Below are 25,958 nucleotides of genomic sequence, written 5' to 3'. Positions count from 1 at the left end.
GGCGCAGACTGCCCAAGCGCAGAGCAAGGGTCACAACTCCGGTTCCGGTTCCGGGACCGGGAGTTCGAACCAGACGACCTTGCCCGTGGAGAGCCGGGTGGCTCCCCACCGCCGGGCCAGGCGGTTGACCAGATACAGCCCGCGCCCACCCTCATCGGTGGCGCGGGCTTGCCGCAACCGGGGCAGCTGTGGCACGTCGTCGCCCACCTCGCAGCGCAGCATGTCGGTGCGCAGCAGCCGCAAGGTGATGGGGCGTTCGGCGTACCGCACGGCGTTGGTGACGATCTCGCTCACCAGCAGTTCGACCGCGTCGGACAGCTCGTCCAGACCCCAGCGGGTCAACGCTCTTCGGGCCAGCCGACGGGCCTGCCGCGCGGTCTGGGCGCGCGGGTCCAGGAACCAGTACGCCACATCGCTGGGCGCGATCCCGTCGAACCGGGCGGCCAGCAGGGCGATGTCGTCGTCCCGGTCGCCGGGTCCGAGAATGTCCAGCACCTCGTCGCACAGCGGCTCCAGCGGGGCCGAGGCGCCGGGCCGGGTGAGCCGCGCGGTGGCGGCCAGCTTCTCGCGCAGATGCTCGATGCCGGTCCATACGTCACGCTGCCGCGACTCGACCAGCCCGTCGGTGTACAGCAGCAGCGTGGCGCCCGCGGGTGCATCCAGTTCGACGGCCTCGAAGTCGACGCCGCCCACCCCGATCGGCGCACCGGCCGGTATCCGCAGCACCTCGGCCCGCCCGCTGCGGTGCAGCATGACCGGTGGCGGATGGCCCGCGTTGGCGACGACGATGCGGTGCGCCACCGGGTCGTAGACGGCATACAGGCAGGTGGCCATGCGGTCGCTGCCGAGCCGCTGGGCCTGCTCGTCCAGGTGGTGCAGCACCTCCTGGGGCGGCAGGTCGAGCCCCGCCAGCGTCTGTGCCGTCGTCCGCAGCTGACCCATGATCGCGGCGGAGGTCATCGAGTGGCCCATCACGTCGCCGACGACCAGCGCCACCCGTGAGCCGGGCAGCGGGATGGCGTCGTACCAGTCGCCGCCCACCCGTGCCGTCTCGGCGGCCGGCAGATAGCGGCTGGCAAGCGTTACGCCGGTGGGCTGTGGGAGTTCGTCGGGCAGCATGGTGCGCTGGAGCTCGTCGGCGATGTACGCCTCGCGGCCGTAGAGCACCGCCTTGTCCACGCCGAGTGCCGTATGGGTGGCCAGTTGCGCCGCGATGAGCAGGTCGTCCGGCTCGAAGGCGGGCCGGTCCGGGCGGCGCAGGAAGACCGCGGCGCCGATCACCCGGCGCCGTCCGCGCAGCGGCGCGAGAATGGCGCGGTGCCCGGCAGGCACCTCGCGTTCCGGGCCGAGGAGTTCGGGCAGCGCGGCGCTGGCCGCGGGGGAGTCCGCGAAGACCGGCCGCACCCCGCGCAGCACCTCCGCCAGCGGGCCGCCCGGGCGCACCTCGGCGAGCTGGGCCGCTGCCGTGCCCGCCGAGCCGGCCGCCATGCCCGCGGCCATCCCCAGGGAGAGGCCGGCAGCCTCCGCGGCCACGTGTCCCGGGAACCCGACGGTCTCCGCCGGATGCCCGGTGCCGTCCGCCGTCCGGGCGCCGGACACCGCCGCCTGTGCCTGTGCGGCCTGCAACGCCTGGGCGGCCAGCGGGTCCTCGGGGATCCGGTCGCTGCGCCGCAGCCGCAGGACGAAGGGGCCGGTGGGCCGCTCGTCGCCGACCGGCAGCGGATCGCGCAGATAGACGAGGATCGCGTCCGAGTAGGCGGGCACACTGGCGCGGCACAGACCCAGCACCGTCTCGTCCAGGTCGACACCGCGGGCGATGCGGCGTGTCGCCGCGCCGACGAACCGCAGCCGGTCCCCGCCCCGGCGCTCCCGCTCGGACAGCTCGCTGCCGGCGTCGCCGACGGTGGCCGGTCCGGCGGCGGGCGACTCGGCGGGCTCGCCGGGCTGCGGGGGATGCGGTCGCGGCCGCGGTGGGGTGCCGTCGCGGCCGCGCGCGGCCGGCTGTCCCTCGGTACCGCCGGGGCGGGCGTTGGCCGACGGTGTGGGGTGCGTCGGTTCGGTGGTGCTGCTCGCCGCAGGTTTCTCGTGCTCCGTCACGCGTTCGGTTTCCATCCATCCGGGGCTGCGCGTCGGCGCACGCCCTGCGCTGGGTGCTCGCGGTCTATGGGCGTCGTCGGCACTGCAAGAAGAGCTGAATCTCGGGAGGTACATCCGTGCTCGCAGGAGCGTACGCGCGTGCGTCCTCTCCTACGACATCGAATCCCGCGTCCTGGACCACCCCGCGCAATTCGTCCCGCAGATAGCCGGATACCCGGATCGTGTTGCCCAGGAACGGGATGGAGAAATCGTTCACGTCCGCCTCCACCATCCCCAGAACGAGTGGTCCTTCGCCGCGCAGCTGCCCGTACAGGGCCCGCAGTGCGAACGGGATCTCCGGCCTGGGCAGCATCAGCAGCGAGAAGAAGGCGACTGCCCCGTCGAACGGGCCCAGACCCGACGACTCCAGGTCGGCCACGTCCAGTTTGCGGCACTCGCTCTCCGGGACGTTGTCGCGGCACAGTTTCAGCATCGAGGAGGACAGGTCGATGCCGACGACCTTGTGCCCGGCGTCGGTGAGCTGGCGGGCCGTCGGCAGCCCGGTGCCGCAACCCACGTCCAGCACCCGGGAGCCGGGCGGCAGTTGTTCCGCCAGCCAGGCCGCGCCGACGATCTGGCCCTCTTTGTGGGGGAACGCCTCGTCGTAACGGTCCCCGATGGCGTCGAACGCCTCGGACTGGCCCGATCTGTCAATGGTCGTACGGTCAAATCCGTCATATGCCCCGGAATCTGCCCCGGATCTCCCGCTAGCCCCAAAACCCGCAGAGCTGCTCACGGCTGGGCTCCTTCCTGGCTGCCGGTCAAGTCCCCGGGGGGTGAGGGGAGTTGTGCAGCGTACGATTACGGATGTTGATCCTACGTTTGCAGTATGGGGGCGTATCAAGGGGCATCGGGAGGTCGGTGCAGACACGCGTTGAACGGCGGTCTGTCCCAGTCCTCCGGCAGCTCCGGCACCGGCCACGCCGGATCGGGCCGCCACCGCTCCCAGCCGTCCGCGAACGGAGCGCCCCAGGACTGCACCGCCTCGACGGCCCGCTGCCCCGCCTCACGGATCCGCCCGGCCTGCGCCTCCCCCAGCAGTCCGGCGCGCTGGGCCGCGGCGAACTCGTCCTCGTCAAGCCACTCCCAGCGGCCGTCCGGGCTCACCGCGAGGTCCAGGAAGTGGTCCTCGGAGTCCACCCCGCCCGGCCAGCGCAGCCGGGGCTCCTCCAGATTCACGTAGAAATTCTTGAACCGCCAGCCGTTCTCCCAGAACAGCCAGACCGACCACGGCTCCTGCGGCCGTGCCAGCTTCAGCACGCCCGCACCGGACCAGCGGCAGAAGGCGGCCCTGCGCGGCTTGGTGTAGCGGGTGGCCAGTGGCTCGTGGTGCACAGGCGTGCCGTCGGCGAGTTCGGGCCTGACACACAGCGTGCCGGGCGCCATCCAGACCGCCAGCAGCTCCTCCGTATCGCGTACGACGGTGACGGGTCGGCAGATGTGGGGGTGCTCGGCACCGTTGGCGCGGTAGCGCCACAGGATCTGGGCGCCTGTGGGCCAGCGCTGCGGGGGCGCCGCTTGTTCCGCTGTCATGACGAGATCTTAGGTGTCCTGCCCACCGGCCCGCCGTGAGCTGCGCCGCAGCGGGGCGCACGACGGGCCGACGGAGGGTTACGGGGCGTCAGGGGCGGGTCATCCGTAGCACGTCCAGCGCCTCGTCCAGCTGCTGCACAGTCAGCTCTCCCCGCTCGATATAGCCGGAGGCCAGTACGGCCTCGCGGATGGTGAGCTGCTCTGCCATGGCCTTCTTGGCGACGGCGGCCGCGTTCTCGTAGCCGATGTACTTGTTGAGCGGAGTGACGACAGAGGGGGAGGACTCCGCGAACTCCCGCGCGCGTTCCACGTTCGCGGTGATGCCGTCGACGGTGCGGTCGGCCAGCAGCCGCGCCGCGTTGGCCAGCAGCCGTACCGACTCCAGCAGGTTCTTGGCGATGACGGGCAGCATCACGTTCAGCTCGAAGTTGCCCGCGGCGCCGGCCGCCGCCACCGTCGCGTCGTTCCCCGTGACCTGCGCTGCGACCATCAGCACCGCCTCCGGCACGACGGGGTTGACCTTGCCCGGCATGATCGAGGAGCCCGGCTGGAGATCGGGAAGCGCGATCTCGGCAAGCCCCGTGCGCGGCCCGGAGGCCATCCAGCGCAGGTCGTTGGAGATCTTGGTGAGGCCCACGGCGACGGTCCGCAGCTGCCCGGAGGTCTCCACCAGCGCGTCCCGGGCGCCCTGCGCCTCGAAATGGTCGCGGGCCTCGGTCAGCGGGAGGCCCGTGGAGCGGGCCACCTCCTCGATGACGGCGGCGGCGAAACCGGGCGGGGTGTTGATGCCGGTGCCCACGGCCGTACCGCCCAGCGGCAGTTCGGCCAGCCGGGGCAGTGTGGCCCCCAGCCGTTCGACGCCGTACCGCATCTGGGTCGCGTAGCCCCCGAACTCCTGGCCGAGTGTCACCGGCGTGGCGTCCATCAGATGCGTACGCCCCGACTTCACCACATCGGCGAACTCGCGCGCCTTGCCCTCCAGCGAGGAGGTCAGCCGCTCCAGTGCCGGGATCAGATCGGCGGTCACGGCGGCCGTCGCGGCGATGTGGATGGAGGAGGGGAAGACGTCGTTGGACGACTGGCTGGCGTTCACGTGGTCGTTCGGGTGTACGGAAGAGGCTTCCGCACCTGAGGCGGTCAGCCGTTCGGTGGCCAGGGTCGCCAGCACCTCGTTCATGTTCATGTTGGACGAGGTGCCCGAGCCGGTCTGGAAGACGTCCACCGGGAAGTGGTCGTCCCACCGTCCCTCGGCGACCTCCTCGGCCGCCGCCCGCACGGCATCGGCCCGCTCCTGGTCGAGCACCCCGAGCCGGGCGTTGACCACGGCTGCCGCCGCCTTGATCCGGGCCAGCGCCTCGATGTGCGCCCGCTCCAGCCGCTGCCCGCTGATGGGGAAGTTCTCCACGGCCCGCTGTGTCTGCGCCCGCCACTTGGCGTGCGCGGGGACCCGCACCTCACCCATCGAGTCGCGCTCGATGCGGTAGGCCGTTGTGCCGGGGCCGTCGGGGCTGTCGGTCATCGGCGCTCCTTCGTTGGTACCACCGGCTTCAGCCGGAGAGAAAACGAAGCCTCTGCGAAGCAAGGCAGGAGAGATGAATCGCGGCCGGACGATTCGTCGGTCACGAATGACTGCCCGCATAGGCTCACAAGCTGGCATGGTAACTTGTGAGGAATGGTGGCCACGCATGTGAAGCGGGCGTTCAAGTACCGCTTCTATCCGACAGATGCGCAGGCAGCGGAGCTGTCGCGCACCTTCGGTTGCGTGCGGAAGGTCTACAACATGGCTCTTGCGGCGCGTACGGAGGCGTGGACGCTGCGGGCCGAGCGGGTGAACTACAACGCCACCTCCAGCATGCTGACGGCGTGGAAGAAAACCGAAGAACTCGCCTTCCTCAACGAGGTCTCCTCCGTGCCGCTCCAGCAGTGCCTTCGGCACCTGCAGGCGGCGTTCACCAACTTCTACGCCAGGCGGGCCCAATACCCTCGCTTCAAATCGCGGAAGAAGTCGCGTGCTAGTGCCGAGTACACATCCTCCGCGTTCCGCCTTCAGGACGGGGAGCTCACGCTGGCAAAGATGTCCGAGCCTCTGGACATCGTGTGGTCCCGGCCCCTCCCTGAAGGGGCGAAGCCATCCACAGTGACAGTCTCGCGAGATGCGGCTGGACGGTGGTTCGTCTCGATGCTGTGCGAGGACCCGTCCGTCAAGCCGCTCCCTGCCTCCGGGAGAGCTGTCGGGGTCGACGCCGGCCTGGAGAACCTTCTGACTCTCTCGACGGGTGAGAAGATCACCAACCCCCGGCCCGAGCGCCGCGACAGGGCCAGGCTCGTCAAAGCTCAGCGATCCCTCTTCCGCAAGGCAAAGGGTTCGGCGAACCGGGCCAAGGCCAGGCGTAAGGTAGCCCGCATCCATGCCCGCATCGCCGACCGGCGCCAGGATCATCTAAACAAGATCACAACTCGGCTCGTTCGTGAGAACCAAACGATCGTGATCGAGGATTTGACTGTTCGGAACATGCTGAAGAGCGGCACACTCGCCCGCGCCATATCCGATGCCGCGTGGTCTGAATTCCGGAGCCTGCTGGAGTACAAGGCGCAGTGGTACGGGCGCGAGGTGATCGCGGTCGACCGCTGGTTCCCCTCCTCCAAGTTGTGCTCGGCCTGTGGCGCCCTCCTACATAGGCTGCCGCTGCACGTCCGTACCTGGAGGTGCCGCTGCGGCACGATCCACGACCGGGACGTGAACGCAGCGAAGAATTTGCTGGCCGCCGGACGGGCGGTGACAGCCTGCGGAGCTGGTGTAAGACCTCAACGGAGCACTCCGGGCGGGCAGTCGGCGACGAAACAGGAAGCCTCACAGCGCGAGCCGTGAGAACCCTCCTTTCAGGGAGGGGAGCGTCAACGTGCGAACACCTCCATGCGGTTCAGCATCCCGTACGGCGGAGACATTCCTGGCTATGGTCCGGCCATGACGAGCCGTATCGCTGCGCTGAGCATTGACGCCGTGGATCCGCGGACCGTGGCGGACTTCTGGTGCCGGGTGCTGGAGTGGCAGGTCAGAGACGAGGAAGAGGGCGGCATCGAGATCGGCCCGCCCGACCCGGCACAGCCGGGCATCGACGTCCTGCCCGTCCCGGAGCGCAAGACGCTGAAGAACCGCCTCCATCTGGACCTGCGCGCCAACGGCAGTACGACGGAGCAGGAGCTGCGCCGGCTGCTGGAGCTGGGTGCTGTCCGGGTGGACGTCGGCCAGTCCGCGGACGTGTCCTGGACGGTGCTGGCCGATCCGGAGGGCAACGAGTTCTGCCTGCTGGAGACGGCCGTGCAGGACCTCTGACGGCGTGGAACGTGCCGTTCGGCTCACCGCCCGCCGCCGGCCTGGGTGTACGCGCTGTTGACGATCTTCTGGGCCAGCGTGGCGTGCTCGGGGGCCACGCGGACGCGGAGCCATAGCCGGCGCCGGTCGAAGGGGGCGACCCGGTACTCGCGCAACAGGTGCATCTCGTACGACTCGGCACCTTTGCGTACCGCGTACCGCGCGTCCTTCGTTCCGTCGGGCCGCAGCCAGCGCACTGGTTCCGCACCCGGGCGGGTCCGCTCGAAGACGCGGGTCTCCCGCTGCCGGCACCGGCCGCCGCACTCCAATTCGGCGAGGTCGATGCGGACGCGGGGGGCCGGGCGTGCGGGGAGACCGTCTTCGGGGGGCTTGCAGACGTAGGCGGACAGGTCGAGGGCTTCCGTCGACTCGACCGCGTCGTCCTCGTCGCGGTATTCGGTGTCGCACTCCAGCTGGCGGGGAGCGCGGAGGGGGACGCTCACGTAGTCGAAGGTCAGGATCCGTGAGGGCTCGTCGCCCTGCCACACCGCACCGTGCAGCGACCGTTCCTCGCGCGCGTAACCGGCCAAGCGGGTGCGCTCGGGCACGCGCGTGCGCGGGATCGAGGCGAGGTCCCGCGCGCTGGGCCGGTCCAGAGCCTTGCGGAGCAGCGATTCGGCGACGGCGGAGACGCGCCGCGCTGACGCGTACTCCTCGGCGTAGAAGACGTAGGCGCGCAGGTTGCCGTCCCGGGCGTAGTAGCGGGCCTGCCGCATCCGCGGCACCCCGTCGCTGGGGAAGGTCGTGCCGAGCACGCGCAGTTGCTGGTCGGCCAGGGCGGGGCCGCGCAGGACGGATGAGTGGGGGTTCCGCCGCTCGAAGCCCGCCCTCTCCCGGAAGTCGTCGCGTGCCGCCTCCACGCCGCTGCCGCTCGCCGTCGCCGTATCGGCGGACAGCCGGATCTGGACCTCGACGGCGGGGCGGAACGGCGACTGCTCCGCCGCGACGCACTTGGTGTGGCCGTCCTGCACCGCCAGCGGGCGGTCCATCAGCGCCTCCCGGTCGTGCGCGCTCAGCACGGAGCAGGCGGGCGGTCGGGGGCCGTGCGGAAACGGGGCGGGCTCGGCCTTCGGTGTGCCGTAGACGGACGCGGCCAGGAACAGCGGGGCGCAGATGGTGGCGAGGGCGCCTGCAAGTGCTGACCCGAGTTTCCGCACGTTCGCGGGCACGCGCGTGCGCAGCGCCCTGGGCACGCGGGGGGAGCGGGCGCGTGATGGTGCGTGTGCCGCGAGCCGGTTGCGCAGCTCGATGTGCCGGAAGCGGTACACGCCGCCCGCCTGGCGCAGCACGCCCCTGCGGTGTGCGTCGCGGAGGAAGTCCATGAGCCGCCACGGCAGTTGGCCGTGACAGGTGCACCAGACCCGGGCGAGTGTGAAGCGGCCCCACGCGGAGAGCGCGAAGTCGTGCAGGTAGGACGCCACCGCGGCGCCCGCCAGGACCACGGCCCACGTCCGGGCGGTGACCACGTCCCGCCCGCCGGAGAGCTGCCAGAGGCCGAGCGTCACCACGAGCACCCAGCCCACGTAGGGGCGCGGCCTGGCGAAGTCGGCGTTCGCGTCGAGGCTCTTGGCGATGCCCGAGCCGACGGCGCCGAGCGCCAGCACGGAGCGCCGGTCCAGCCGGAGGAGACGCGCGGGTTCGGGGGCGGTCTCGGGATCGGCGGGGGTGCGCAGGCGGACGAGGAGGGCGGTGAGCGGCAGGCAGATGAGGCCCGCGACGGCCAGTGCGGCGGCGTCTGTCTGCAGCTCCCCTCTGATCGTGCCGAGTATCCACAGGGCCGCGGCCAGAGCGACCAGATACAGCGTTCCCCCGGCCCACCAGCTCCACCGCCGGAGCGGTGCGTGCGCTCCCGCCCCGCCCGGCCGGGCGCGCCGTGGCCACCGCACCCGCTGCGGCCCGCGCGGGTGCCCGCCGGGGAGGGCGTCCCCGGCAAAGCCCAGCCACAGCCCGGCGCCGAGCACCAACCACAGCGGCGCCGCCACCCACCGGTCCCACCACGGTGTGCCGATCCCCGCCAGGTGGACGGTCAGCGCGGCCACCGCCGGGCCCGGCAGCAGCGCAAGCGCCCGTACGGCGCCCGGCACCGCCTCGTCCAGCCGCCACCAGGCAAGGTCCTGCCGGCCGGCCTCCCGCAGCCGGGCCGCGAGGAAACCGGCCCAGCGGGTGGCATCTTCTGCTTGGCGCCCGTAGGCGGCGGTGAAGAACGCGTCGTACAGGTGGCGTTCGACGGCCTGGCGGATGGTGAAGCGCCCGGCGCCGAGAAGTTCGGCCGGGTCGGCGTCGGTCCCGCTGTACGCGACGCGGGCGAGCGCCACCATCAGCGGCGTGCTGAGCACCGCGCGCAGCACCCGCACCTCGCGCGCGGTGTCCGCCGGGTCCGCGAGCCGCCGCAGTACGGGCTGCCAGGTGGTGTCGGTACGGCCGCTGGTGCGCGGCAGATACGCGGCGAGGTCCTGGGCGGTCAGCGGGCACAGTCGTACGGCCGCGGCGCCGGGCAGCGGAAGGCCGCCCGCGTCCCGTAACGCGCGGGTGTACTCGGCGACCCGGCTCGTCAGCACGCAGCGTGCGGGCGCGGCGAGGCTGCGGCGCAGCTCGCTCAGCGCGTCGGCCCGTACCGGTTCCGGCAGCTCGTCGAAGCCGTCGAGGACGGGCAGCAGTCGGCCGGACTCGATGAGGTCGAGTGCGAGTTCGGGGGTGGGCAGCAGCGCGGGCTGCTCGGCGGAGAGCCGCTCGGCGGCCCAGTGCCACAGGCCGCGCGCGTCCGCCGGGTCCCAGGAGGCGAGCGGCAGCACGACGGGGACGGGCGCACCGGACACCGGGCCGCGGTGCTCCAACAGGGTGCGCGCCAGGCGGTACGCGAGCACGGTCTTGCCCGCGCCGGGCTCGCCGAGGACCACGAGCCGCTGCCGGGGCAGCGCGGTGAAGAAGGCCCCGATCTCTCCGAATTCCCCCGTCACGTCGAGCGGTTCGCCGGATTCGGTGGCGCCCGCCGGCAGGCCCAGCACATTGGCCTCGTGCTCGGACACCGCCGGGTCGGCGGCCTCCCAGCGCACGGGCAGCGGGGTCGGGGTGCTCACGGGGGAGAGCGCGAGCTGGTCCTCGCGCCCGTACTGCCGGGTCAGCACTTCGGCGAGCTGGCCTGTGGTCCAGTCGAGCCGGTGCGCCGGCACGGGCTTGCGGGGCCGGGTGAAGCGGCGGCGTTCGAGCGTACGGCTCAGGGCTGCTGTCCCGGTGAGCGCGGCGGAAGCCAGCGCGAGCAGTCCGGGAAGCGGGCCGTAGCGTTGCGCGACGTACGCGGCTGCGCCCGCCAGCAGCGCGGCGAGCCCGTACAGGAGCCGCCGGGAGGGGGGTAACTCCCGCTCGGGGTCGTGCACATGGATGTGCAGGGCATCGATGCGGGCCGCCTGTACGACGTTCCCGAACCGCCCGCCGGTGATGGTGTTCTGGACCGGGGCGCGCCCTTCGCTCCCGCCCGTCAGCGCTCTCACCCCCGGTTCCTCGGCCCGGCCGGAGGGGATCGTACTCCCCGCCGCGCGCGACGGGGAGTGGGCGGGCGCGCCCCTTGCCGTGGTCCTGGCGGCGTCAGCTCCCCGCGCGGACCGGGATCGAGGTGACGAACGGCTGCTCGGGTGCGGGGTCGGCGAAGAAGTCGTTGCCCTTGTCGTCGACGACGATGAACGCGGGGAAGTCCTCCACCTCGATCTTCCAGACCGCCTCCATGCCCAGCTCCTCGTACTCCAGGACCTCCACCTTCTTGATGCAGTCCTGGGCGAGCCGGGCCGCCGGGCCGCCGATGGAGCCGAGGTAGAAGCCGCCGTGCGCGGCGCACGCGTCGGTGACCTGCTTGCTGCGGTTGCCCTTGGCGAGCATCACCTTCGAGCCGCCGGCCGCCTGGAACTGCTCTACGTAGGCGTCCATGCGCCCGGCCGTGGTGGGGCCGAACGAGCCGGAGGCGTAGCCCTCGGGGGTCTTGGCCGGGCCCGCGTAGTAGACGGGGTGGTCCTTGAGGTACTGCGGCATCTCCTCGCCCGCGTCCAGCCGCTCCTTGATCTTCGCGTGGGCGATGTCGCGGGCCACGACCAGCGTGCCGGTCAGCGACAGCCGGGTCTTGACCGGGTGCTTGGTCAGCTCGGCCAGGATCTCGTCCATGGGGCGGGACAGGTCGATCTTCACCGCGTCAAGGTCCGGGCCCGCGCCCTGGGTCAGCTCGGACTCCGTCGTCTCCGGCAGGAAGCGCGCCGGGTCGGTCTCCAGCTGCTCCAGGAAGACACCCTCGGCGGTGATCTTCGCCTTGGCCTGGCGGTCCGCCGAGCAGGACACCGCGATGGCGACGGGGCAGGAGGCACCGTGCCGGGGCAGCCGCACCACGCGCACGTCGTGGCAGAAGTACTTGCCGCCGAACTGCGCGCCGATACCGATCTGCTGCGTCAGCTCGAAGACCTTCTCCTCCAGCTCCTTGTCCCGGAAGCCGTGCCCGGAGGCCGAGCCGGACTCCGGCAGCTCGTCCAGGTAGTGCGCGGAGGCGTACTTGGCCGTCTTGAGCGCGTACTCGGCGCTGGTGCCGCCGACGACGATCGCCAGGTGGTACGGCGGGCAGGCGGCCGTACCCAGCGAACGGATCTTCTGTTCCAGGAACTTCATCATGGAGGCTTCGTTCAGCACCGCCTTGGTCTCCTGATACAGGAAGGACTTGTTGGCGCTGCCGCCGCCCTTGGCCATGAACAGGAACTTGTAGGCGTCGCCGTCGGTCGCGTACAGCTCGATCTGCGCGGGCAGGTTGGTGCCGGTGTTCTTCTCCTCCCACATGGTGAGCGGAGCCATCTGCGAATAGCGCAGGTTGAGCTGGGTGTAGGCGTCGTGGATACCGCGCGAGAGCGCCTCCTGGTCGCCGCCCGCGGTCAGTACCTGCTGGCCGCGCTTGCCCATCACGATCGCCGTACCGGTGTCCTGGCACATGGGCAGCACGCCCGCCGCCGCGATGTTGGCGTTCTTGAGCAGGTCCAGCGCGACGAAGCGGTCGTTGGCGCTGGCCTCGGGGTCGTCCAGGATGCGGCGCAGCTGCGCCAGGTGCTCGGGGCGCAGGTAGTGCTGGATGTCGTGGATGGCCTCGGCCGCCAGTTTGCGCAGCGCCTCCGGCTCCACCCTGAGGAAGGTGCGCCCGTCCACCTCGAAGGTGCTCACGCCCTCGCTGGTGATCAGGCGGTACGGCGTGGGGTCCTCACCGGTGGGGAGCAGATCCGTGTAGGAGAACTCCGGGCTGGCCGGTTGGGAGCTGGCAGACATACGGGGACTCTTCCTCTCACACTTGCGGCTCTCGACGATGGGAGCCCGGCTCTCGACGATGGGAGCGCGTCTCACAGCGTAGAACCAGCCCGCAAGAGGCCGCTGCGGGGGTAGTCGCGATCTATCGCGTTTGGGTACTCTGCTCTTGTGACTGAAGACTCTGCGCGCACTTCGCTCCAGAAGCAGTCGTCGGCCGAGCGGTCTCCGGAGCCCGCGACCGCATCGGCGCCTGCTCCTGCTCCCGCGGCGGACGCCGGTGTCCGTGCCTCGGACGCGGACCGGGACCGGGTCGCCGACATCCTCCGCGAAGCCCTCGCCGAAGGCAGGCTGGACGCGGAGGAGCACGGTGAGCGGATCGAAGCCGTCTACGCCGCCAAGACGATGGGCGAGTTGGAGCCCCTCGTCCGCGACCTCCCGGCGGGCCGCTCGGGCGTCTCCGGCGCGGAGCACGGCAGCGAGCAGCCGGGTGCGGGCGGCCAGCGTTCCTACGGCACCGCGTTCGCGAACTTCGCCGCCTCGCACACCTCGGGCCCGGCCCAGCCCGGTTACGGCCCCAAGGAGAACCTGGTCGCCATCTTCAGCGGTACCGGCCGCAAGGGGCGCTGGCGGGTCCCGCGGAAGATCAACGCGTTCGCCTGTTTCGGCGGCATCGAGATCGATCTGACCGAGGCGCTTTTCGAGCACCCGCACGTGCAGATCAACGCCACTGCGATCTTCGGAGGAATCGAGATCCGCGTCCCGGAGAACGTCACCCTGCAGCAGAAGGGCGCCGGGATCTTCGGCGGTTTCGACGTCCAGGTCACCGACTCCCCCGATCCGAACGCACCGACCGTCCTGGTCGAGGGAGCCGCTGTTTTCGGTGGTGTGGACGCCAAACCGAAGCGTGGCCGGCTCGTCCAGAACCTGCGCGACCGGTTCCGCAAGGAGCTGTGAGAGGGCGGGCGCACGCGGCATTCGGTGAACGCTCGGGAGCGCACGCCTGGGCGCGTATCGGACGACACGTAATGCATACCGGCGCGTACAGCGGGTAGGGCTCGGGCATCGTCTTTCGTACGGCATGAGTTTGCGAGTCGGCCCTCCAGGGGGCCCGTGGGGGAGCCGTGAACTGCCGTGCGCTGCAAGACGGGTGAAGGGGAAACAAACCTCCGTCGTCGCGTCAGGAGCAGACCGTGCTGCAAACGCCGCATCAGTCCCCACAGGCCGCCGCCACCATCCCCGTACAGCGAACGCCTGAGCGAGATGATCAAGCGGGCCCCTGGCATGCGGAAGCCGTTTGCCGCCGTGACGAGGCGGGCCTCTTCTTCGCCCCCTCCAAGGAGCCCACGGCCGCCAGGCTCTCCCGTGAGCAGGCCGCCAAGCGGGTGTGCGCCCGCTGCCCCGTGCTGGTCGAGTGCCGCGAGCACGCCCTGGTGATGCCCGAGCCGTACGGCGTCTGGGGCGGGCTCACCGCCGCGGAGCGGCGCGTGGTGCTCACGCGCCGCCGTAAGACTGCATCCGCGGGTCAGCCGACTACGGAGGTGTCCCGCATCGCATAGCCGCCTGGCGCCCCCTGTGCTGCGTAGGGGGTGCCCCTGCTTGTCGTTTGCAGGCTGCGGCTGCGTTGCGGTTGCTCGCGCAGTTCCCCGCGCCCCTGAGGGCGCGCGTCTTCCTCGGAAGCTTGGGCAGTCTGCGCCAGGGGCGCAGGGTGGGCAAGCGCAGCCCCCATGCGGAGCAACCGACTCATGGGGGCCACCAATGGGAGCGGCGCAGGCCGGGCGCAGCCCTCAGCGGGCGCGGTCGAAGTCGATGGCGCTGTAGGCGCGCAGCTTCGAGAGCCGGTGGACGGACTCGATCTGGCGGATGGTGCCCGACTTCGACCGCATCACCAGCGACTGCGTGAAGGCACGCTCGCCCCGGTAGTGGACGCCCCGCAGCAGATCGCCGTCGGTGATGCCGGTCGCGACGAAGAACACGTTCTCACCGCTGACCAGGTCATCGGTGAACAGCACCTGGTCCAGGTCGTGGCCCGCGTCGAGGGCGCGCTGCCGCTCCTCGTCGTCCTTGGGCCACAACTTGCCCTGTATCGTCCCGCCGAGACACTTGATCGCGCAGGCCGCGATGATGCCCTCCGGGGTGCCGCCCACGCCCAGCAGCAGGTCGACGCCGGTCTCCTCGCGCACCGTCATCACGGCACCCGCGACATCGCCGTCCGAGATGAACTTGATCCGCGCGCCGGCCTCCCGGATCTCCTTCACCAGCCCCTCGTGGCGCGGCCGGTCGAGCACGACGACGGTGACGTCCTCGACGCCGCAGCCCTTGGCCTTGGCGATCCGCCGGATGTTCACCGCGGGCGGTGCCGTGATGTCCACGAACTCCGCCGCCTCGGGGCCCGTCACCAGCTTGTCCATGTAGAAGACCGCGCTCGGGTCGAACATCGAGCCCCGCTCGGCCACCGCCAGCACGGAGACCGCGTTGCCCATGCCCTTGGCGGTGAGCGTCGTACCGTCGACCGGGTCGACGGCGACATCGCACTCGGCGCCCGTACCGTCCCCGACACGTTCCCCGTTGTAGAGCATCGGGGCCTCGTCCTTCTCGCCCTCGCCGATCACCACCACGCCGTTCATGGAGACCGTGGAGACGAGGGTGCGCATCGCCTTGACGGCCGCGCCGTCCGCGCCGTTCTTGTCGCCCTTGCCGACCCAGCGGCCCGAGGCCATCGCGCCCGCCTCGGTGACCCGTACCAGCTCCAGCGCCAGGTTGCGGTCCGGGGCCTCCGGGCTGACTTCGAGCTGGGAGGGCAGGTGGTTGTGTTCGGTCATCGGAACACACCTTTCTGTACGGCGGCTCTTACGGCCACTGCGGCGACGTGAGCTGTGCCGATTCGGCGAGGGTGGGCAAGATTTTACCCGTCTGCCACAGAGTGAGCAGGGGCGCCCACGGATGAGCAGACCGGGAGTGAACGGCGGGCGGCGCACAGGCATCGCCGATGGAGCCCCCGCCCCTCGCACAAGCCGCCGACCGGCATAAGGGACGATGGGGGCGTGGCAGCAAACAAGAAGCGCGGAGCACAGGCCGTGCGCGACATGGTGATCTCGCTGGCATTGATCCTTCTCGCCGCCTGGGTCATCTACCTGTTCGTCCCGCACGACGACACGAAGGACCCGGTCAAGCCCGTCGGTTACGGCGTGGAGCTGGCCTCGGCGCGCCGTGCGGCGCCGTACCCGGTGGCCGCGCCGCAGGGGCTGTCCAATGAGTGGCGTGCCACCTCCGTCCGCTACACCGCCGACGGCCCGAAGGGCGCCGCCTGGCATCTGGGCTTCATGACGCCGGACAACGAGTACGCCGCCGTCGAGCAGAGCGACCAGCGGCGGCCGAACCGCTTCGTCGACGACGTCACGCAGGGCGCCGAGAAGACGGCGAAGAAGCAGCGCGTCGCGGGCGAGGAGTGGACCCGCTACCAGGGTTCGAAGTACGACGCACTGGTACGCGTCGCCGACGACGGCAAGTCCGTGACCGTGGTCACGGGCACGGCGACCTTCCGGCAGCTGGGCGAACTGGCCGGAGCACTCCAGGCCAAGTCGGAGAAGCCGGCCACCTCGGAGACGCCGGGCAGGAGCGGTTCCACGAAGGCCGCCGAGTAGCCGGAGCAGGCCGAACCGCGGGCCCGCGGGCCCGCGGAAACGAGCAGCGGGGCCCGCGCAAAGGGAAGCCCCCCGCGCGAGGGGGGATTCGCGCGGGGGGCGGTCTGGGGGCGGCGGTCAGCGCCTCAGAGGACGGTCACCACATCGCCGTAGGGAAGACGGGGCGAGCGTGGGGCGAACGCGTCGGGGCCCGGCTTGCCGATGTTGACGACCAGCAGTACGCGCCGGCGGCCGTCGGCGAAGAACTCCTTGTTGATGCCCTGCGCGTCGAAGCCGGTCATCGGGCCCGCGGCCAGTCCCGCGGCGCGTACGCCGAGGAGGAAGTACCCGGCCTGCAGCGTGGCGTTGAGGGCGCCCGCGGTCTCGCGTGAGCTCTCCTCGGAGAAGACCGCATCCTTGATGTGCGGGGCACGCGGGAAGAGCTCCGGCAGCCGCTCGTGGAAGTCCAGATCGTAGGAGAGGACCGCCGTCAGCGGGGCCGTACGGGTCTTGGGCACATTGCCCTCCGCCATGTGCGTCAGCAGCCGCTCGCGGGCCTCGGGGGAGCGCAGCAGGGTGAGGCGCAGCGGCGACTGGTTGAACGCCGTGGGCCCGTACTTCACCAGGTCGTATATCGCCTGGAGCTGCTCCTCGGCGACCGGCTCGTCCGTGAAGGTGTTGGCGGTGTGGGCCTCGCGGAAGAGGAGGTCCTGGGCCGCGGGGTCGAGGGCTAGAGCCATGGGGTGGTGCCTTGCCTTTGTGTACGACATGCAGGGGCGCAGGCAAGTGTAACCAGCACTAGTTCAACGTTTAACGAAGGGGTCGTCCCGCCGCCCTACCGCCCCACCACCGGCCCAGGACCGCCGGCCGGGCCGGACACGCGCTGCTCGCCCCTGCTACTCGTCCTCCTCCGCGGCTTCCTCCGCCTCTTCTTCCTCCTCCGCCTCCAGCACCGCGTCCAGCCGGGCCCGTGCGCCCTCCAGCCAGGCGCGGCAGATGCCCGCGAGCTCCTCGCCGCGCTCCCACAGCGCCAGCGATTCCTCCAGCGTCGAGCCACCGGACTCCAGACGCTGCACGACCTCGACCAGCTCAGCGCGCGCCTGCTCGTAGCTGAGCGCGTCCGCCGTCGCCAGCTCCGCCTGGGAGGCGCCCGCCGCGCCGTCCGCCGAGGCATCCGTCGCGGCAGCTGCCGGGCCGCCTCGGGCTGTCCGGCCTTCCGTTTCCGTCGTCATACCCGCCAGCCTATGCGTGCGGTCCGACAGCGACGCCGAACTCTCCCCCGGCCACCCGGGCCCGCAGCCGGTCGCCCTCCGCGACCTGGGCGGCGTCCCGGACGACGGCGCCGTCCGCCCGCTGGAGCACGGCGTAGCCCCGCTGCAATGTCGCCGCCGGTGACAGCGCGACGACCCGGGCGTGGGTGTGTGTCAGCGCGTCCTCCGCGCGGGCCAGCCGGTGGTCGAGGCAGCGGCGGGAGCGGTCGAGCAGCCCCGCGATCTCGTCCTCGCGGTCCTCCACCATGACGTGCGGGTCGGCCATCGCCGGCCGGCTCATCACCTCCGCCAGGCCGCGCTCCTCGCGCTCCAGCAGCCCGTTGATCACTCGCCAGGCGCGCTCCCGCAGCGCCCGCACCCGCTGGTGCTCCTCGCCGACGTCCGGAACGGTGTCCTTGGCGGCGTGGGTGGGCGTACGCGAGCGGACGTCGGCCACCAGGTCCAGCAGCGGCGAGTCCGCCTCGTGCCCGATCGCGGAGACCACCGGCGTATGTGCCGCGGCGACGGCACGCACCAGGCGCTCGTCCGAGAACGGCAGCAGGTCCTCCATGCCGCCGCCGCCCCGCGTCACGATGATCACGTCCACGTCCTCGCGGGCGTCCAGCTCCTGGAGCGCCTCGATGATCTGCGAGACGGCGTACGCCCCCTGCACCGCCGTGTTGCGCACCTCGAAGCGCACGGCGGGCCAGCGCTCCCGCGCGGTGTGCAGCACGTCCCGCTCGGCGTCCGAGGCCCGGCCGGTGATCAGCCCTATCCGCTGCGGCAGGAACGGCAGCGGCCTCTTGCGCTCCGCTGCGAACAGCCCTTCGGCCGCCAGCGCCTTGCGCAGCCGCTCCAGCCGCGCCAGCAGCTCGCCGACGCCCACCGGGCGGATCTCGGCGGCACGCAGCGAGAGCCGCCCCGTCTTCTCGTACCACTCCGGCTTCGCGTGGACGACCACCCGCGTGCCCTCGCCGATGACGTCCTTGACCTGCTCGTACACCTGACGGAAGCAGGTGACGCTGAGGGAGACCTCGCGGGAGGGGTCGCGAAGCGTCAGGAAGACCATTCCGGCACCCGGCCGGGGCGAGAGCTGGATGATCTGCCCCTCGACCCAGACGGCGCCCAGCCGGTCGATCCAGCCACGGATCAGCCGGGAGACCTCGCTGACGGGGATCGGGGAGTCGGCGGACGTGGTGAGAGCCATGCGAGAATGCTAGGCCCTGCCACTGACAGCCCCGGCCCGCCCGGCCACCTTCCGGGAAGTCCCTCAGCCTGCTGCTGCCTCGCGCCTGTCCCGGCGGCGCAGCACTGTCAGCACCACCAGCGCGACCGCCAGCCACACCAGCCCCACCCAGTGGGCTTCGCGGTTCGCGGTGACGATCACCGCGACAGTGATCCCGAGGCCCACCAGCGGCACCGCCCAGTCCCACAGCACGCTCATCCGGTGCCGTCCGGCCCCGCCCGCGGCTTCCTCGCCCTCTCCCGCCGGGCGGCTGCCCTCCCGCCGTCCCAGCCCGTAGTAGCCCATGACCGACAGGTGCAGCATGCCGAAGCCGAACAGTGCGCCGATGTCCACGACGGAGACCAGCCGGTCCAGACCGTCGGCGGCCCGCGCTGCCCACACCGCGGCGCACAGCGTCAGCACCGCGCTCAGCAGCAGCGCCCGCCCCGGCACCCCGGTACGCGAGCCGACACTGCCCAGCGCACGCGGCAGCCGCCGGTCGCGGGCCATGGCGTACAGCAGCCGGGAGGCCGCCGCCTGTCCGGCCAGCGCCGCGAACGCAGCACCGATCGCCTTGCTCACCGCCACCGTCGTCTCCAGCCAGCCGCCGATCGCCGCCTCGGTCGCCGTGTAGAAGGCGGCGCCCTGTGCGGCCGGGTCCTCGGCCAGCTGACGTGAGGAGTCCTCCGACAGCAGCGCGGCCAGATACGTCTGGACGACGAAAAGCACGCCCGTGACCAGCAGGCACCACACCAGCGCACGGGAGACCAGTGTGGCGCTGTTCCCCCTGCCGCCCACCGCCTCCTCGGCGAAGTTCGCGATGGCGTCGAAACCGAGGAAGGACAGCACTGCCACGGAGACCGCGCTCAGCAGCGCCGTCAGCGAGAAGGCCCGGTCCCCGGTGAGCGGCGAGAGCCAGTCGCGCTGGGGCCCGTCCTGCGCCAGTACGACGAGCGCGGCGACGACGAACACCAGCAGCACCAGGATCTCCATGGCCAGCACCAGAAAACCGACCACTGCCGCACGGCGTACGCCCGAGAGATTGAGCGCTGTCGTCACCACCACCGCGAGCGCCGTCCAGACCCACTGGTCCACCTCGGGCACCAGCTGCGCCATGGCGATCCCGGAGAAGAGGTAGGCGACAGCCGGGATGAGCAGATAGTCCAGCATCATCATCCAGCCGGCCACGAAGCCGGCGCCGTGCCCGAGGCCCACGCGCGCGTACGCGTACACGGAGCCCGCCTGCGGCACCGTATGGATCATCCGGGCGTAGGAGTAGGCCGTGAACGACATGGCCACTGTCGCCACCACGTAGACCAGTGGGACCACGCCATGGCTGCGCGCGTCCAGCGCCCCGTAGATACCCACCGGCGCCATGGGCGCGATGAACAGCAGCCCGTAGACGACCAGATCGCGCAGCGTGAGACTGCGCCGCAGGGCTCCGCCCGGCCTGTCCCCCAGGATTTCGGCTGTGTGCGAGCGAGCTGCAGGCATGGAAGCCAGCTTGCCGCAGAAGGTAACCGCCGGCAGCGGGGCACGCGCCCGTGGCCGTGCATCCCGAGTGCCTCCGCACTCCGGGCGCCCAGAGGGGTGCCTCCCGGTGGGCCCCGGAGCGATCCGAGTACGGCCCTTACGATGGAGCCATGACTGGTTCGCCCGACCGCAGGCCCGCCGACGCACCGGAAGCCACCGCACCGCAATCCCCCGCTCCGGGCCGCCGCCGCGTCCTGCTCGCCGCCCCCCGGGGCTACTGCGCGGGCGTGGACCGTGCGGTGATCGCCGTGGAGAAGGCACTGGAGCAGTACGGCGCTCCGATCTACGTACGGCACGAGATCGTGCACAACAAGTACGTGGTCCAGACCCTGGAGAAGAAGGGCGCCATCTTCGTCGAGGAGACGGACGAGGTGCCCGAGGGCGAGATCGTCATCTTCTCCGCGCACGGCGTGGCACCCACCGTCCACAAGGAGGCCGAGCGCGGCAAGCTGGCCACCATCGACGCCACCTGCCCCCTGGTCACCAAGGTGCACAAGGAGGCCGTGCGGTACGCCCAGGAGGACTACGACATCCTCCTGATCGGCCACGACGGCCACGAAGAGGTCATCGGCACCAGCGGCGAGGCGCCCGACCACATCACGCTGGTCGACGGCCCCAAGGACGTGGAGAACGTCGAGGTCCGCGACCCCGAAAAGGTGGTGTGGCTCTCCCAGACCACCCTCTCGGTGGACGAGACCATGGAGACGGTCGACGCGCTCAAGGGCCGCTACCCGAACCTTCTCTCGCCGCCCAGCGACGACATCTGCTACGCCACGCAGAACCGCCAGACCGCCATCAAGCAGGTCGCCGCCGAGGCCGACCTGGTGCTGGTGGTCGGCTCCAAGAACTCCTCCAACTCCGTTCGCCTGGTCGAGACGGCCCTGACACACGGCGCCAGGGACGGCCATCTGGTCGACAACGCGGACGAGATCGACGAGGCGTGGCTGGAGGGCGTCGAGACGATCGGCCTGTCCTCCGGAGCCTCCGTCCCCGAGGTCCTGGTCGACGGCGTCCTGGAGTGGCTGGCGCAGCGCGGCTGGGACGAGGTGGAGATCGTCAAGCCGGTCGACGAGCACATGCAGTTCTCGCTCCCCAAGGAGCTGCGCCGCGACCTGCGCGCCGAGGCGGCGGAGCGGCTGCGGGCCTGACGCCCGTCGGGGCTGTCCCCGACCCCAGGGCCGGGGGCCTCAGGCCCTCTCGGCGCGTCGTCGGGCGCGGCGCTGCTCCAGGCCGAGCGCCGCTTTCCGGACGAGCACGATCACCACGGCGGCCAGCGTGCCCGCGTACAGCCACACAGCGTGCAGCGCCAGGCCCGTGAAGACGTTCTGGAGTACCCCGGTGAAGCCGTCACCGGAGCCCCCGGCGAAGAACAGCCCGGCGGTGTAGGCGAGCGGGGCAGCGATCGGTGCGGCCAACAGGTCCGCGGGCCGCACCCACACCGCGGTGCCCATGGCGACCAGTACGAACCCGATGCCGTAGAACGCGGGCGCCCCGCCGGGCATCAGCGACACCAGGCCGCCGAGCAGCACCATCAGCAGCGAGGCGAACACCCCGACGCCCAGGCCCGTCAGCCGGGGCGTCGGCAGCCCGCCGCGCGCCCCCCGGCGGCGGCCGTCGGCTGTACGCGCCGCAGCCGCTCCCTGCCCGCCCTGCGGCTTCCGGGCCGTCCCGCGCCGGGTCGCCCGCTGTCGGCCCGGAGGCTGCTCGGCCGCTTTTCCGCGGTGGGCGGCGTCCGGGGCGGCGGAGGGCCGCGCCTTGGCCGTGGCCTGTGCCTGGCCTGGTGCGGGACCCTGCGCCTGGCCTTGTGCCGGACCTTGTGCCTGTCCTCGTGCCTGGCCTTGTGCTTTGCGGGCCGGGGGTGCGGTCGGGGGTGCGGGCGCGGCCGGATGCGGGAGCCGCGGGCCGCGCCGGGCGGCGGCCCCGTCACCGTCGGTGCCCTCGCCCGGGGGAGGGGTCCCGTACCGCTCGTGCGGGTCGTGCTGGGTCGTGCGCGCGCTGCGTTGCTCCACCGGGCCACGGTAGGTGGTACGGGGCCGCACTCGCCGTCATGAACACGCGGAATCCCCCAACGCCACCGATCCGGCACAGTCCTGCCCGCCCCTTTGTCCGCCGGGCAGCCCCCAGGAGCGCTTCCGAGGGCGCCGTAGACTGGGTGGTCGGCCTCCGGGCCGGCTGTCCGCCAAGAGACCCCACTACGGAGAACCCCCGCCAGGGGCAACGGGAAGTAGTCGCAACGTGTCGCTCACGATCGGAATCGTCGGCCTGCCGAACGTCGGCAAGTCGACCCTTTTCAACGCCCTGACCAAGAACGAGGTGCTGGCGGCCAACTACCCGTTCGCCACCATCGAGCCGAACGTCGGTGTCGTGGGCGTCCCCGATCCCCGGCTCGGCAAGCTCGCCGAGCTCTTCCAGTCGCAGCGCGTGCTCCCCGCCACCGTCGACTTCGTCGACATCGCCGGCATCGTGCGGGGCGCGAGCGAGGGCGAGGGCCTGGGCAACAAGTTCCTGGCGAACATCCGTGAGTCCGACGCCATCTGCCAGGTCATCCGCGCGTTCAAGGACGACAACGTCGTACACGTCGACGGAAAGATCTCGCCCAGGGACGACATCGAGACGATCAACACCGAGCTGATACTGGCCGACCTCCAGACGATCGAGAAGGTGCTGCCCCGGCTGGAGAAGGAAGCGCGGGTCAAGAAGGACAAGCAGCCGCAGGTCAAGGCCGTCCAGGAGGCGAAGGACATCCTGGAGGAGGGCCGCACCCTCTTCTCCGCGGGCATCGCACAGGGCACCGAGCGCGCCGAGCCGCTGCATGAGCTGCATCTGCTCACCACCAAGCCGTTCATCTACGTCTTCAACGTCGACGAGGACGAGCTGACCGACGACTCCTTCAAGGACGAACAGCGCGCGCTGGTGGCCCCCGGGGAGGCGGTCTTCCTCAACGCCAAGCTGGAGGCCGACCTCGCCGAGCTCGACGAGGACGAGGCCCTCGAACTCCTCCATACCGTCGGCCAGGAAGAGCCCGGCCTCGCCACCCTCGCCCACGTCGGCTTCCGCACCCTCGGCCTCCAGACCTACCTCACGGCAGGCCCCAAGGAAGCCCGCGCCTGGACCATCAAAAAGGGCGCCACCGCCCCCGAGGCCGCCGGTGTCATCCACACCGACTTCCAGAAGGGCTTCATCAAGGCCGAGGTCATCTCCTACGAGGACCTCCTGGAAACCGGCTCCGTGGCCGAAGCCCGCGCCGCCGGCAAGGCCCGCATGGAAGGCAAGGACTACGTCATGCGCGACGGGGACGTGGTGGAGTTCCGGTTCAATGTGTGAGTTGTTCGAGCAGAGGCCCTTTTACCTGCTTTGATACAGGTCAGAGGGCCTCTCGCGGGCGGATGTGGTGGAGTTCCGCCGGATTATCTAACCGGGTGGTTCGGGGGCGTGGGGCTTGCGTTTGTGCAGGTCAGCGCTATGTAGCGGGATAGTTGAATCCGCAAAGGGTGGACGCGGGCACCGGGTGCGCCTCGGGTGTCGGCGTCCACGGCAGCCGCAGGAGACTCGATTCCGAAGTGCTCGCAGACATCACGCAGGATCCAGCGCGCGATATCGGGGCAACTCTCGCCGTCCAGCTTCGGGAGGACGAGGCCGAGTTCTGTCAGGGTGTCCACTCCGAAGGATCAGCCTCATACCTGAACCTGCCCCAGCCAATGCAACATCCGCCGCACCTCCGCCGGGAAGGCGTGGTGCGGGCCGTGCAGTCGCTCCGCGTCGTACAGGAGACGGGAGAGGCAGTCCTGGGCGGCGGGACGGTCGCCCTGGGCGAGGAGCAAGTTGCCTATGGAGCGGCGGATTTCCAGGGGGCGGGCGGGGTCGTCGGGATAGCGCTCGAAGTACGGGAGGAGGGCGCGGTACTCCTCCAGGGCCTGGGTCAGCTCGCCCAGCTGCTCCAGGCATTGGGCGGCCTCGTAGTGGAACTGGTGGGCCTGACGGGTGGCTGCTGGGCCCTCTTCGTTGGCGAACTCCTCGGCCAATTGGCGGAGTTCGGGGAGGGCCTGTCGATATCGGCCGTCGTCCATGAGGGTGGCGGCGTACTGCTTGCGGAGGGTGCGGACCACCGGGGAGTGATGGCCGTGGCGGGCGGCGGCGGCCGGGAGGATGTCGCCGAGGATGTCGACGGCTTGGGTGATACAGCCCCGGTCCAGGAGGTTCTTGACCTCGTCGACCGCCTCAGCGACGTTCGTGACGGAGGAGGAAGGAGGTGGGGACGGGGACGCGGGCGCGGAGTGCGGTGCAGGCGTCGGTGGGGCGGGCACCGAGGTGGGTGGCGGCGCGGACAGGGCTGAGACGCGTACCGGCCAGGGGGCGTGAGGGTGGCGGAAGGGGCGAGTGGGGTCCATGGGGGCCAGAGGGGTGGGCGGCTGGTTGGGGGAGTGAGGGCCGGAGTCGGAGGCGGGGAGGAGGGGGGCCAGCGCCTCGTAGACCTCCTGGGCGTTGGTGGGGCGGGCCGCGGGGTCTTTGCGCAGGAGGCGGAGGATGAGCGCTTCGAGGGGTTCGGGGACGTCGGGGCGCAGGTGGCGTACCGGGACCGGGTCGTCGTACAGATGGCGGTGCAGGACGCCGAGGGCCGTGGAGGCGGCGAACGGGACCTGGCCGCCGAGGAGTTCGTGGAGCACGACCCCAAGAGCGTAGAGGTCGGTGTGGGGGCCCACGGCGCCGCCCATGGCCTGTTCGGGCGCCATATAGGCGGGGCTGCCGATGGGGGACCCGGTGTGGGTCAGGCGGGTGGTATCCGTATCGAGGGCGGAGGCGATACCGAGATCGAGGACCACCAGGGTGCCGTCGGGGCGGACCATGACATTGCGGGGCTTGAGGTCGCGGTGGACGATCGGCACGGCGTGTACGGCGGCCAGCACGGCGCAGAGCTGGGCGGCGGCGCTGACCGCCCACGGCCACGGGTACGGACCGTGTTCGGCCAGGTGATCGGCCAGGTCGGCGCCCTCGACGTACTGCAACACCAGGAAGAGTTCCTCACCGTCGCTCCCGGCGTCGTGGACGGTGACCAGTCCCGGGTGGTCGACCCGGGCGGTGACCCGGCATTCGCGGACGAAGCGGCGGCGCGTCAGCTCGCCGTCGGGGATTCCCGCCACCCGGTCCGGGCGCAGCAACTTGACGCCTACCCGGCGGCCCAGGTTGCGGTCGTAGCCGATCCAGACCTCGCCCATGCCGCCCTGGCCGAGCAGGGCGGAGAGTTCGTAGCGTCCGGCGATGACGCGGCCGTTCACCGCCCTTCCTCCCGGTGGAGGTAGTCGCTGAGTTCTTCGAGTTCGGCCCGGACCTGGTGGATGCGCTGGGGGTGGGGGCGAGCCTGGTGGGGGTCGTGCTGGGCAGGGGCCTCGGCATACGAGTTCACGTACGGGCGGGTGGAGTTCGCGTGCTGCGGTGTGCCGTACGCGGGCGAGGGCGGCGCGGTGGGAGGCGGCCCGGCCGGGTAGGCGGTCGGCGGGCCGTAGGCGGGATGGGCGGGCCCGTGCGGCTGCCCGGCGGCGGCCGGCCGTACCGCGGTGGTGTCGATGACGAGGTAGTAAGCGACGGCGGCCATCATCTGCAGCAGCAGCGCACCCACCGCGAGATTCGTGCGCCAGTCCGTCTCGGGGTAGGACAGCACCAGTACGCAGACGGTGACCAGCACGGCCAGATCGGCGCCGAACAGCCACCAGCCCAGCGGGCGCCGCTGCACCAGCGCGGCCCGCAGCATCGCGGCCCAGGCCAGCAGGCCCAGGCTGCACACCGTCACGGCCACGAAGAGCACGCGCAGCAGGACTACGCCCGCCGCCGATGGGCGGTACTGCGGGGGTGCCGGGGCTGGGGCGTGCATTACTGCTCCTGGTGGATCGGCTCAGGGCCGCGGATGCGGCGCGGTGACGCATAGACGCATAGGGGACGGCAGCGTATACGAGACGACGGAGCCGTCACGGCCGGGGTTGTGCGGAACAGGTCGGGCGAACTGCCTTGCCCTGCAACCCCGGAGGCGGCGG

At 71.2% G+C, this 25,958-nt stretch carries 21 protein-coding genes; 7 read left to right on the top strand and 14 right to left on the bottom strand.

All coding sequences use genetic code 11. The annotated features are described in order from the left end of the window. Nucleotides 1-30: 30 nt before the first annotated feature. The 4 genes from ACTWP9_RS00900 to ACTWP9_RS00885 form a co-directional block, all read right to left on the bottom strand. On the bottom strand, nt 31-2,112 hold the full coding sequence (locus ACTWP9_RS00900; RefSeq protein WP_443243967.1) for a SpoIIE family protein phosphatase: 2,082 nt from the start codon (nt 2,110-2,112) through the stop codon (nt 31-33). Nucleotides 2,113-2,161: 49 nt separating this feature from the next. Further along, nucleotides 2,162-2,872, bottom strand: a complete 711-nt coding sequence (locus ACTWP9_RS00895) for a class I SAM-dependent methyltransferase (RefSeq protein ID WP_443243966.1) — start codon at nt 2,870-2,872, stop codon at nt 2,162-2,164. 104 nt (nt 2,873-2,976) lie between these two features. Continuing rightward, nucleotides 2,977-3,669 (bottom strand): cytidylyl-2-hydroxypropylphosphonate hydrolase, encoded by a 693-nt coding sequence (fomD, locus tag ACTWP9_RS00890; RefSeq protein WP_443243965.1) that lies wholly within the window; start codon nt 3,667-3,669, stop codon nt 2,977-2,979. An 88-nt stretch (nt 3,670-3,757) separates the two neighbouring features. Beyond that, complete coding sequence (locus ACTWP9_RS00885; RefSeq protein ID WP_443243964.1) at nt 3,758-5,188, bottom strand: class II fumarate hydratase; 1,431 nt, start codon at nt 5,186-5,188, stop codon at nt 3,758-3,760. Nucleotides 5,189-5,341: 153 nt separating this feature from the next. Here ACTWP9_RS00885 and ACTWP9_RS00880 point away from each other — a divergent pair, with 153 nt between their 5' ends. Both ACTWP9_RS00880 and ACTWP9_RS00875 read left to right on the top strand, forming a co-directional pair. After that, nucleotides 5,342-6,538 carry an RNA-guided endonuclease InsQ/TnpB family protein gene (locus ACTWP9_RS00880; protein ID WP_443243963.1) on the top strand — a complete coding sequence of 399 codons (1,197 nt, stop codon included), beginning with the start codon at nt 5,342-5,344 and terminating at the stop codon, nt 6,536-6,538. 96 nt (nt 6,539-6,634) lie between these two features. Beyond that, nucleotides 6,635-7,003, top strand: coding sequence for a VOC family protein (locus ACTWP9_RS00875; RefSeq protein WP_443243962.1), 369 nt, complete (start codon nt 6,635-6,637; stop codon nt 7,001-7,003). Nucleotides 7,004-7,026: 23 nt separating this feature from the next. On the opposite strand, the gene ACTWP9_RS00870 is transcribed toward ACTWP9_RS00875, so the two are convergent. Continuing rightward, complete coding sequence (locus ACTWP9_RS00870) at nt 7,027-10,530, bottom strand: NACHT domain-containing protein (protein ID WP_443243961.1); 3,504 nt, start codon at nt 10,528-10,530, stop codon at nt 7,027-7,029. A 94-nt stretch (nt 10,531-10,624) separates the two neighbouring features. Then, nucleotides 10,625-12,325 (bottom strand): fumarate hydratase, encoded by a 1,701-nt coding sequence (locus ACTWP9_RS00865; protein WP_443243960.1) that lies wholly within the window; start codon nt 12,323-12,325, stop codon nt 10,625-10,627. Between the two features lie 147 nt (nt 12,326-12,472). On the opposite strand from ACTWP9_RS00865, the gene ACTWP9_RS00860 reads away from it, so the two are divergent. Next, nucleotides 12,473-13,258, top strand: coding sequence for a DUF1707 SHOCT-like domain-containing protein (locus ACTWP9_RS00860; RefSeq protein WP_443243959.1), 786 nt, complete (start codon nt 12,473-12,475; stop codon nt 13,256-13,258). 236 nt (nt 13,259-13,494) lie between these two features. Then, nucleotides 13,495-13,860 (top strand): WhiB family transcriptional regulator, encoded by a 366-nt coding sequence (locus tag ACTWP9_RS00855; protein WP_443243958.1) that lies wholly within the window; start codon nt 13,495-13,497, stop codon nt 13,858-13,860. A gap of 228 nt (nt 13,861-14,088) precedes the next feature. On the opposite strand, the gene glpX is transcribed toward ACTWP9_RS00855, so the two are convergent. Next, complete coding sequence (gene glpX, locus ACTWP9_RS00850; protein WP_443243957.1) at nt 14,089-15,123, bottom strand: class II fructose-bisphosphatase; 1,035 nt, start codon at nt 15,121-15,123, stop codon at nt 14,089-14,091. A gap of 222 nt (nt 15,124-15,345) precedes the next feature. On the opposite strand from glpX, the gene ACTWP9_RS00845 reads away from it, so the two are divergent. Then, nucleotides 15,346-15,945: a DUF4245 domain-containing protein gene (locus ACTWP9_RS00845; RefSeq protein ID WP_443243956.1), complete on the top strand. Its 600-nt coding sequence runs from the start codon at nt 15,346-15,348 to the stop codon at nt 15,943-15,945. Nucleotides 15,946-16,070: 125 nt separating this feature from the next. Here ACTWP9_RS00845 and ACTWP9_RS00840 read toward each other — a convergent pair whose 3' ends face one another. The 4 genes from ACTWP9_RS00840 to ACTWP9_RS00825 form a co-directional block, all read right to left on the bottom strand. Next, nucleotides 16,071-16,664 carry a malonic semialdehyde reductase gene (locus ACTWP9_RS00840; protein ID WP_443243955.1) on the bottom strand — a complete coding sequence of 198 codons (594 nt, stop codon included), beginning with the start codon at nt 16,662-16,664 and terminating at the stop codon, nt 16,071-16,073. A gap of 156 nt (nt 16,665-16,820) precedes the next feature. Next, nucleotides 16,821-17,156: an exodeoxyribonuclease VII small subunit gene (locus ACTWP9_RS00835; RefSeq protein WP_443243954.1), complete on the bottom strand. Its 336-nt coding sequence runs from the start codon at nt 17,154-17,156 to the stop codon at nt 16,821-16,823. 10 nt (nt 17,157-17,166) lie between these two features. Next, the gene (gene xseA, locus ACTWP9_RS00830; protein ID WP_443243953.1) at nt 17,167-18,381 is read right to left on the bottom strand and encodes an exodeoxyribonuclease VII large subunit; all 1,215 of its coding nucleotides are present in this window, start codon (nt 18,379-18,381) and stop codon (nt 17,167-17,169) included. A gap of 63 nt (nt 18,382-18,444) precedes the next feature. Then, complete coding sequence (locus tag ACTWP9_RS00825) at nt 18,445-19,893, bottom strand: APC family permease (RefSeq protein WP_443243952.1); 1,449 nt, start codon at nt 19,891-19,893, stop codon at nt 18,445-18,447. A gap of 149 nt (nt 19,894-20,042) precedes the next feature. On the opposite strand from ACTWP9_RS00825, the gene ACTWP9_RS00820 reads away from it, so the two are divergent. Beyond that, nucleotides 20,043-21,080, top strand: a complete 1,038-nt coding sequence (locus ACTWP9_RS00820; protein ID WP_443243951.1) for a 4-hydroxy-3-methylbut-2-enyl diphosphate reductase — start codon at nt 20,043-20,045, stop codon at nt 21,078-21,080. A gap of 39 nt (nt 21,081-21,119) precedes the next feature. On the opposite strand, the gene ACTWP9_RS00815 is transcribed toward ACTWP9_RS00820, so the two are convergent. Next, complete coding sequence (locus ACTWP9_RS00815; RefSeq protein ID WP_443243950.1) at nt 21,120-21,941, bottom strand: DUF6542 domain-containing protein; 822 nt, start codon at nt 21,939-21,941, stop codon at nt 21,120-21,122. Nucleotides 21,942-22,167: 226 nt separating this feature from the next. Here ACTWP9_RS00815 and ychF point away from each other — a divergent pair, with 226 nt between their 5' ends. Beyond that, nucleotides 22,168-23,256, top strand: a complete 1,089-nt coding sequence (gene ychF / locus ACTWP9_RS00810; RefSeq protein ID WP_443243949.1) for a redox-regulated ATPase YchF — start codon at nt 22,168-22,170, stop codon at nt 23,254-23,256. A gap of 350 nt (nt 23,257-23,606) precedes the next feature. Here the strand turns inward: ychF and ACTWP9_RS00805 are convergent, their stop codons facing one another. After that, nucleotides 23,607-25,205, bottom strand: a complete 1,599-nt coding sequence (locus tag ACTWP9_RS00805; protein ID WP_443243948.1) for a protein kinase domain-containing protein — start codon at nt 25,203-25,205, stop codon at nt 23,607-23,609. Then, complete coding sequence (locus tag ACTWP9_RS00800; protein ID WP_443243947.1) at nt 25,202-25,798, bottom strand: hypothetical protein; 597 nt, start codon at nt 25,796-25,798, stop codon at nt 25,202-25,204. Before ACTWP9_RS00800 ends, ACTWP9_RS00805 begins: the two co-directional genes overlap by 4 nt. Between the last annotated feature and the right edge of the window lie 160 nt (nt 25,799-25,958).

It is taken from the genome of Streptomyces sp. 3N207 (assembly GCF_052246355.1).
Lineage (GTDB): Bacteria > Actinomycetota > Actinomycetes > Streptomycetales > Streptomycetaceae > Streptomyces.
Note: the sequence above shows the minus strand (reverse complement) of the source record. Positions and strands in the feature narration are given on the sequence as shown.

Bases quoted from the DNA above. Each gene is read 5' to 3' on its own strand.
- ACTWP9_RS00900 (WP_443243967.1), bottom strand. From the start codon at position 2,112: ATGGAAACCGAACGCGTGACGGAGCACGAGAAACCTGCGGCGAGCAGC.
- fomD (WP_443243965.1), bottom strand. From the start codon at position 3,669: ATGACAGCGGAACAAGCGGCGCCCCCGCAGCGCTGGCCCACAGGCGCC.
- ACTWP9_RS00885 (WP_443243964.1), bottom strand. From the start codon at position 5,188: ATGACCGACAGCCCCGACGGCCCCGGCACAACGGCCTACCGCATCGAG.
- ACTWP9_RS00880 (WP_443243963.1), top strand. From the start codon at position 5,342: ATGGTGGCCACGCATGTGAAGCGGGCGTTCAAGTACCGCTTCTATCCG.
- ACTWP9_RS00875 (WP_443243962.1), top strand. From the start codon at position 6,635: ATGACGAGCCGTATCGCTGCGCTGAGCATTGACGCCGTGGATCCGCGG.
- ACTWP9_RS00865 (WP_443243960.1), bottom strand. From the start codon at position 12,325: ATGTCTGCCAGCTCCCAACCGGCCAGCCCGGAGTTCTCCTACACGGAT.
- glpX (WP_443243957.1), bottom strand. From the start codon at position 15,123: ATGACCGAACACAACCACCTGCCCTCCCAGCTCGAAGTCAGCCCGGAG.
- ACTWP9_RS00840 (WP_443243955.1), bottom strand. From the start codon at position 16,664: ATGGCTCTAGCCCTCGACCCCGCGGCCCAGGACCTCCTCTTCCGCGAG.
- ACTWP9_RS00835 (WP_443243954.1), bottom strand. From the start codon at position 17,156: ATGACGACGGAAACGGAAGGCCGGACAGCCCGAGGCGGCCCGGCAGCT.
- xseA (WP_443243953.1), bottom strand. From the start codon at position 18,381: ATGGCTCTCACCACGTCCGCCGACTCCCCGATCCCCGTCAGCGAGGTC.
- ACTWP9_RS00825 (WP_443243952.1), bottom strand. From the start codon at position 19,893: ATGCCTGCAGCTCGCTCGCACACAGCCGAAATCCTGGGGGACAGGCCG.
- ACTWP9_RS00820 (WP_443243951.1), top strand. From the start codon at position 20,043: ATGACTGGTTCGCCCGACCGCAGGCCCGCCGACGCACCGGAAGCCACC.
- ACTWP9_RS00800 (WP_443243947.1), bottom strand. From the start codon at position 25,798: ATGCACGCCCCAGCCCCGGCACCCCCGCAGTACCGCCCATCGGCGGCG.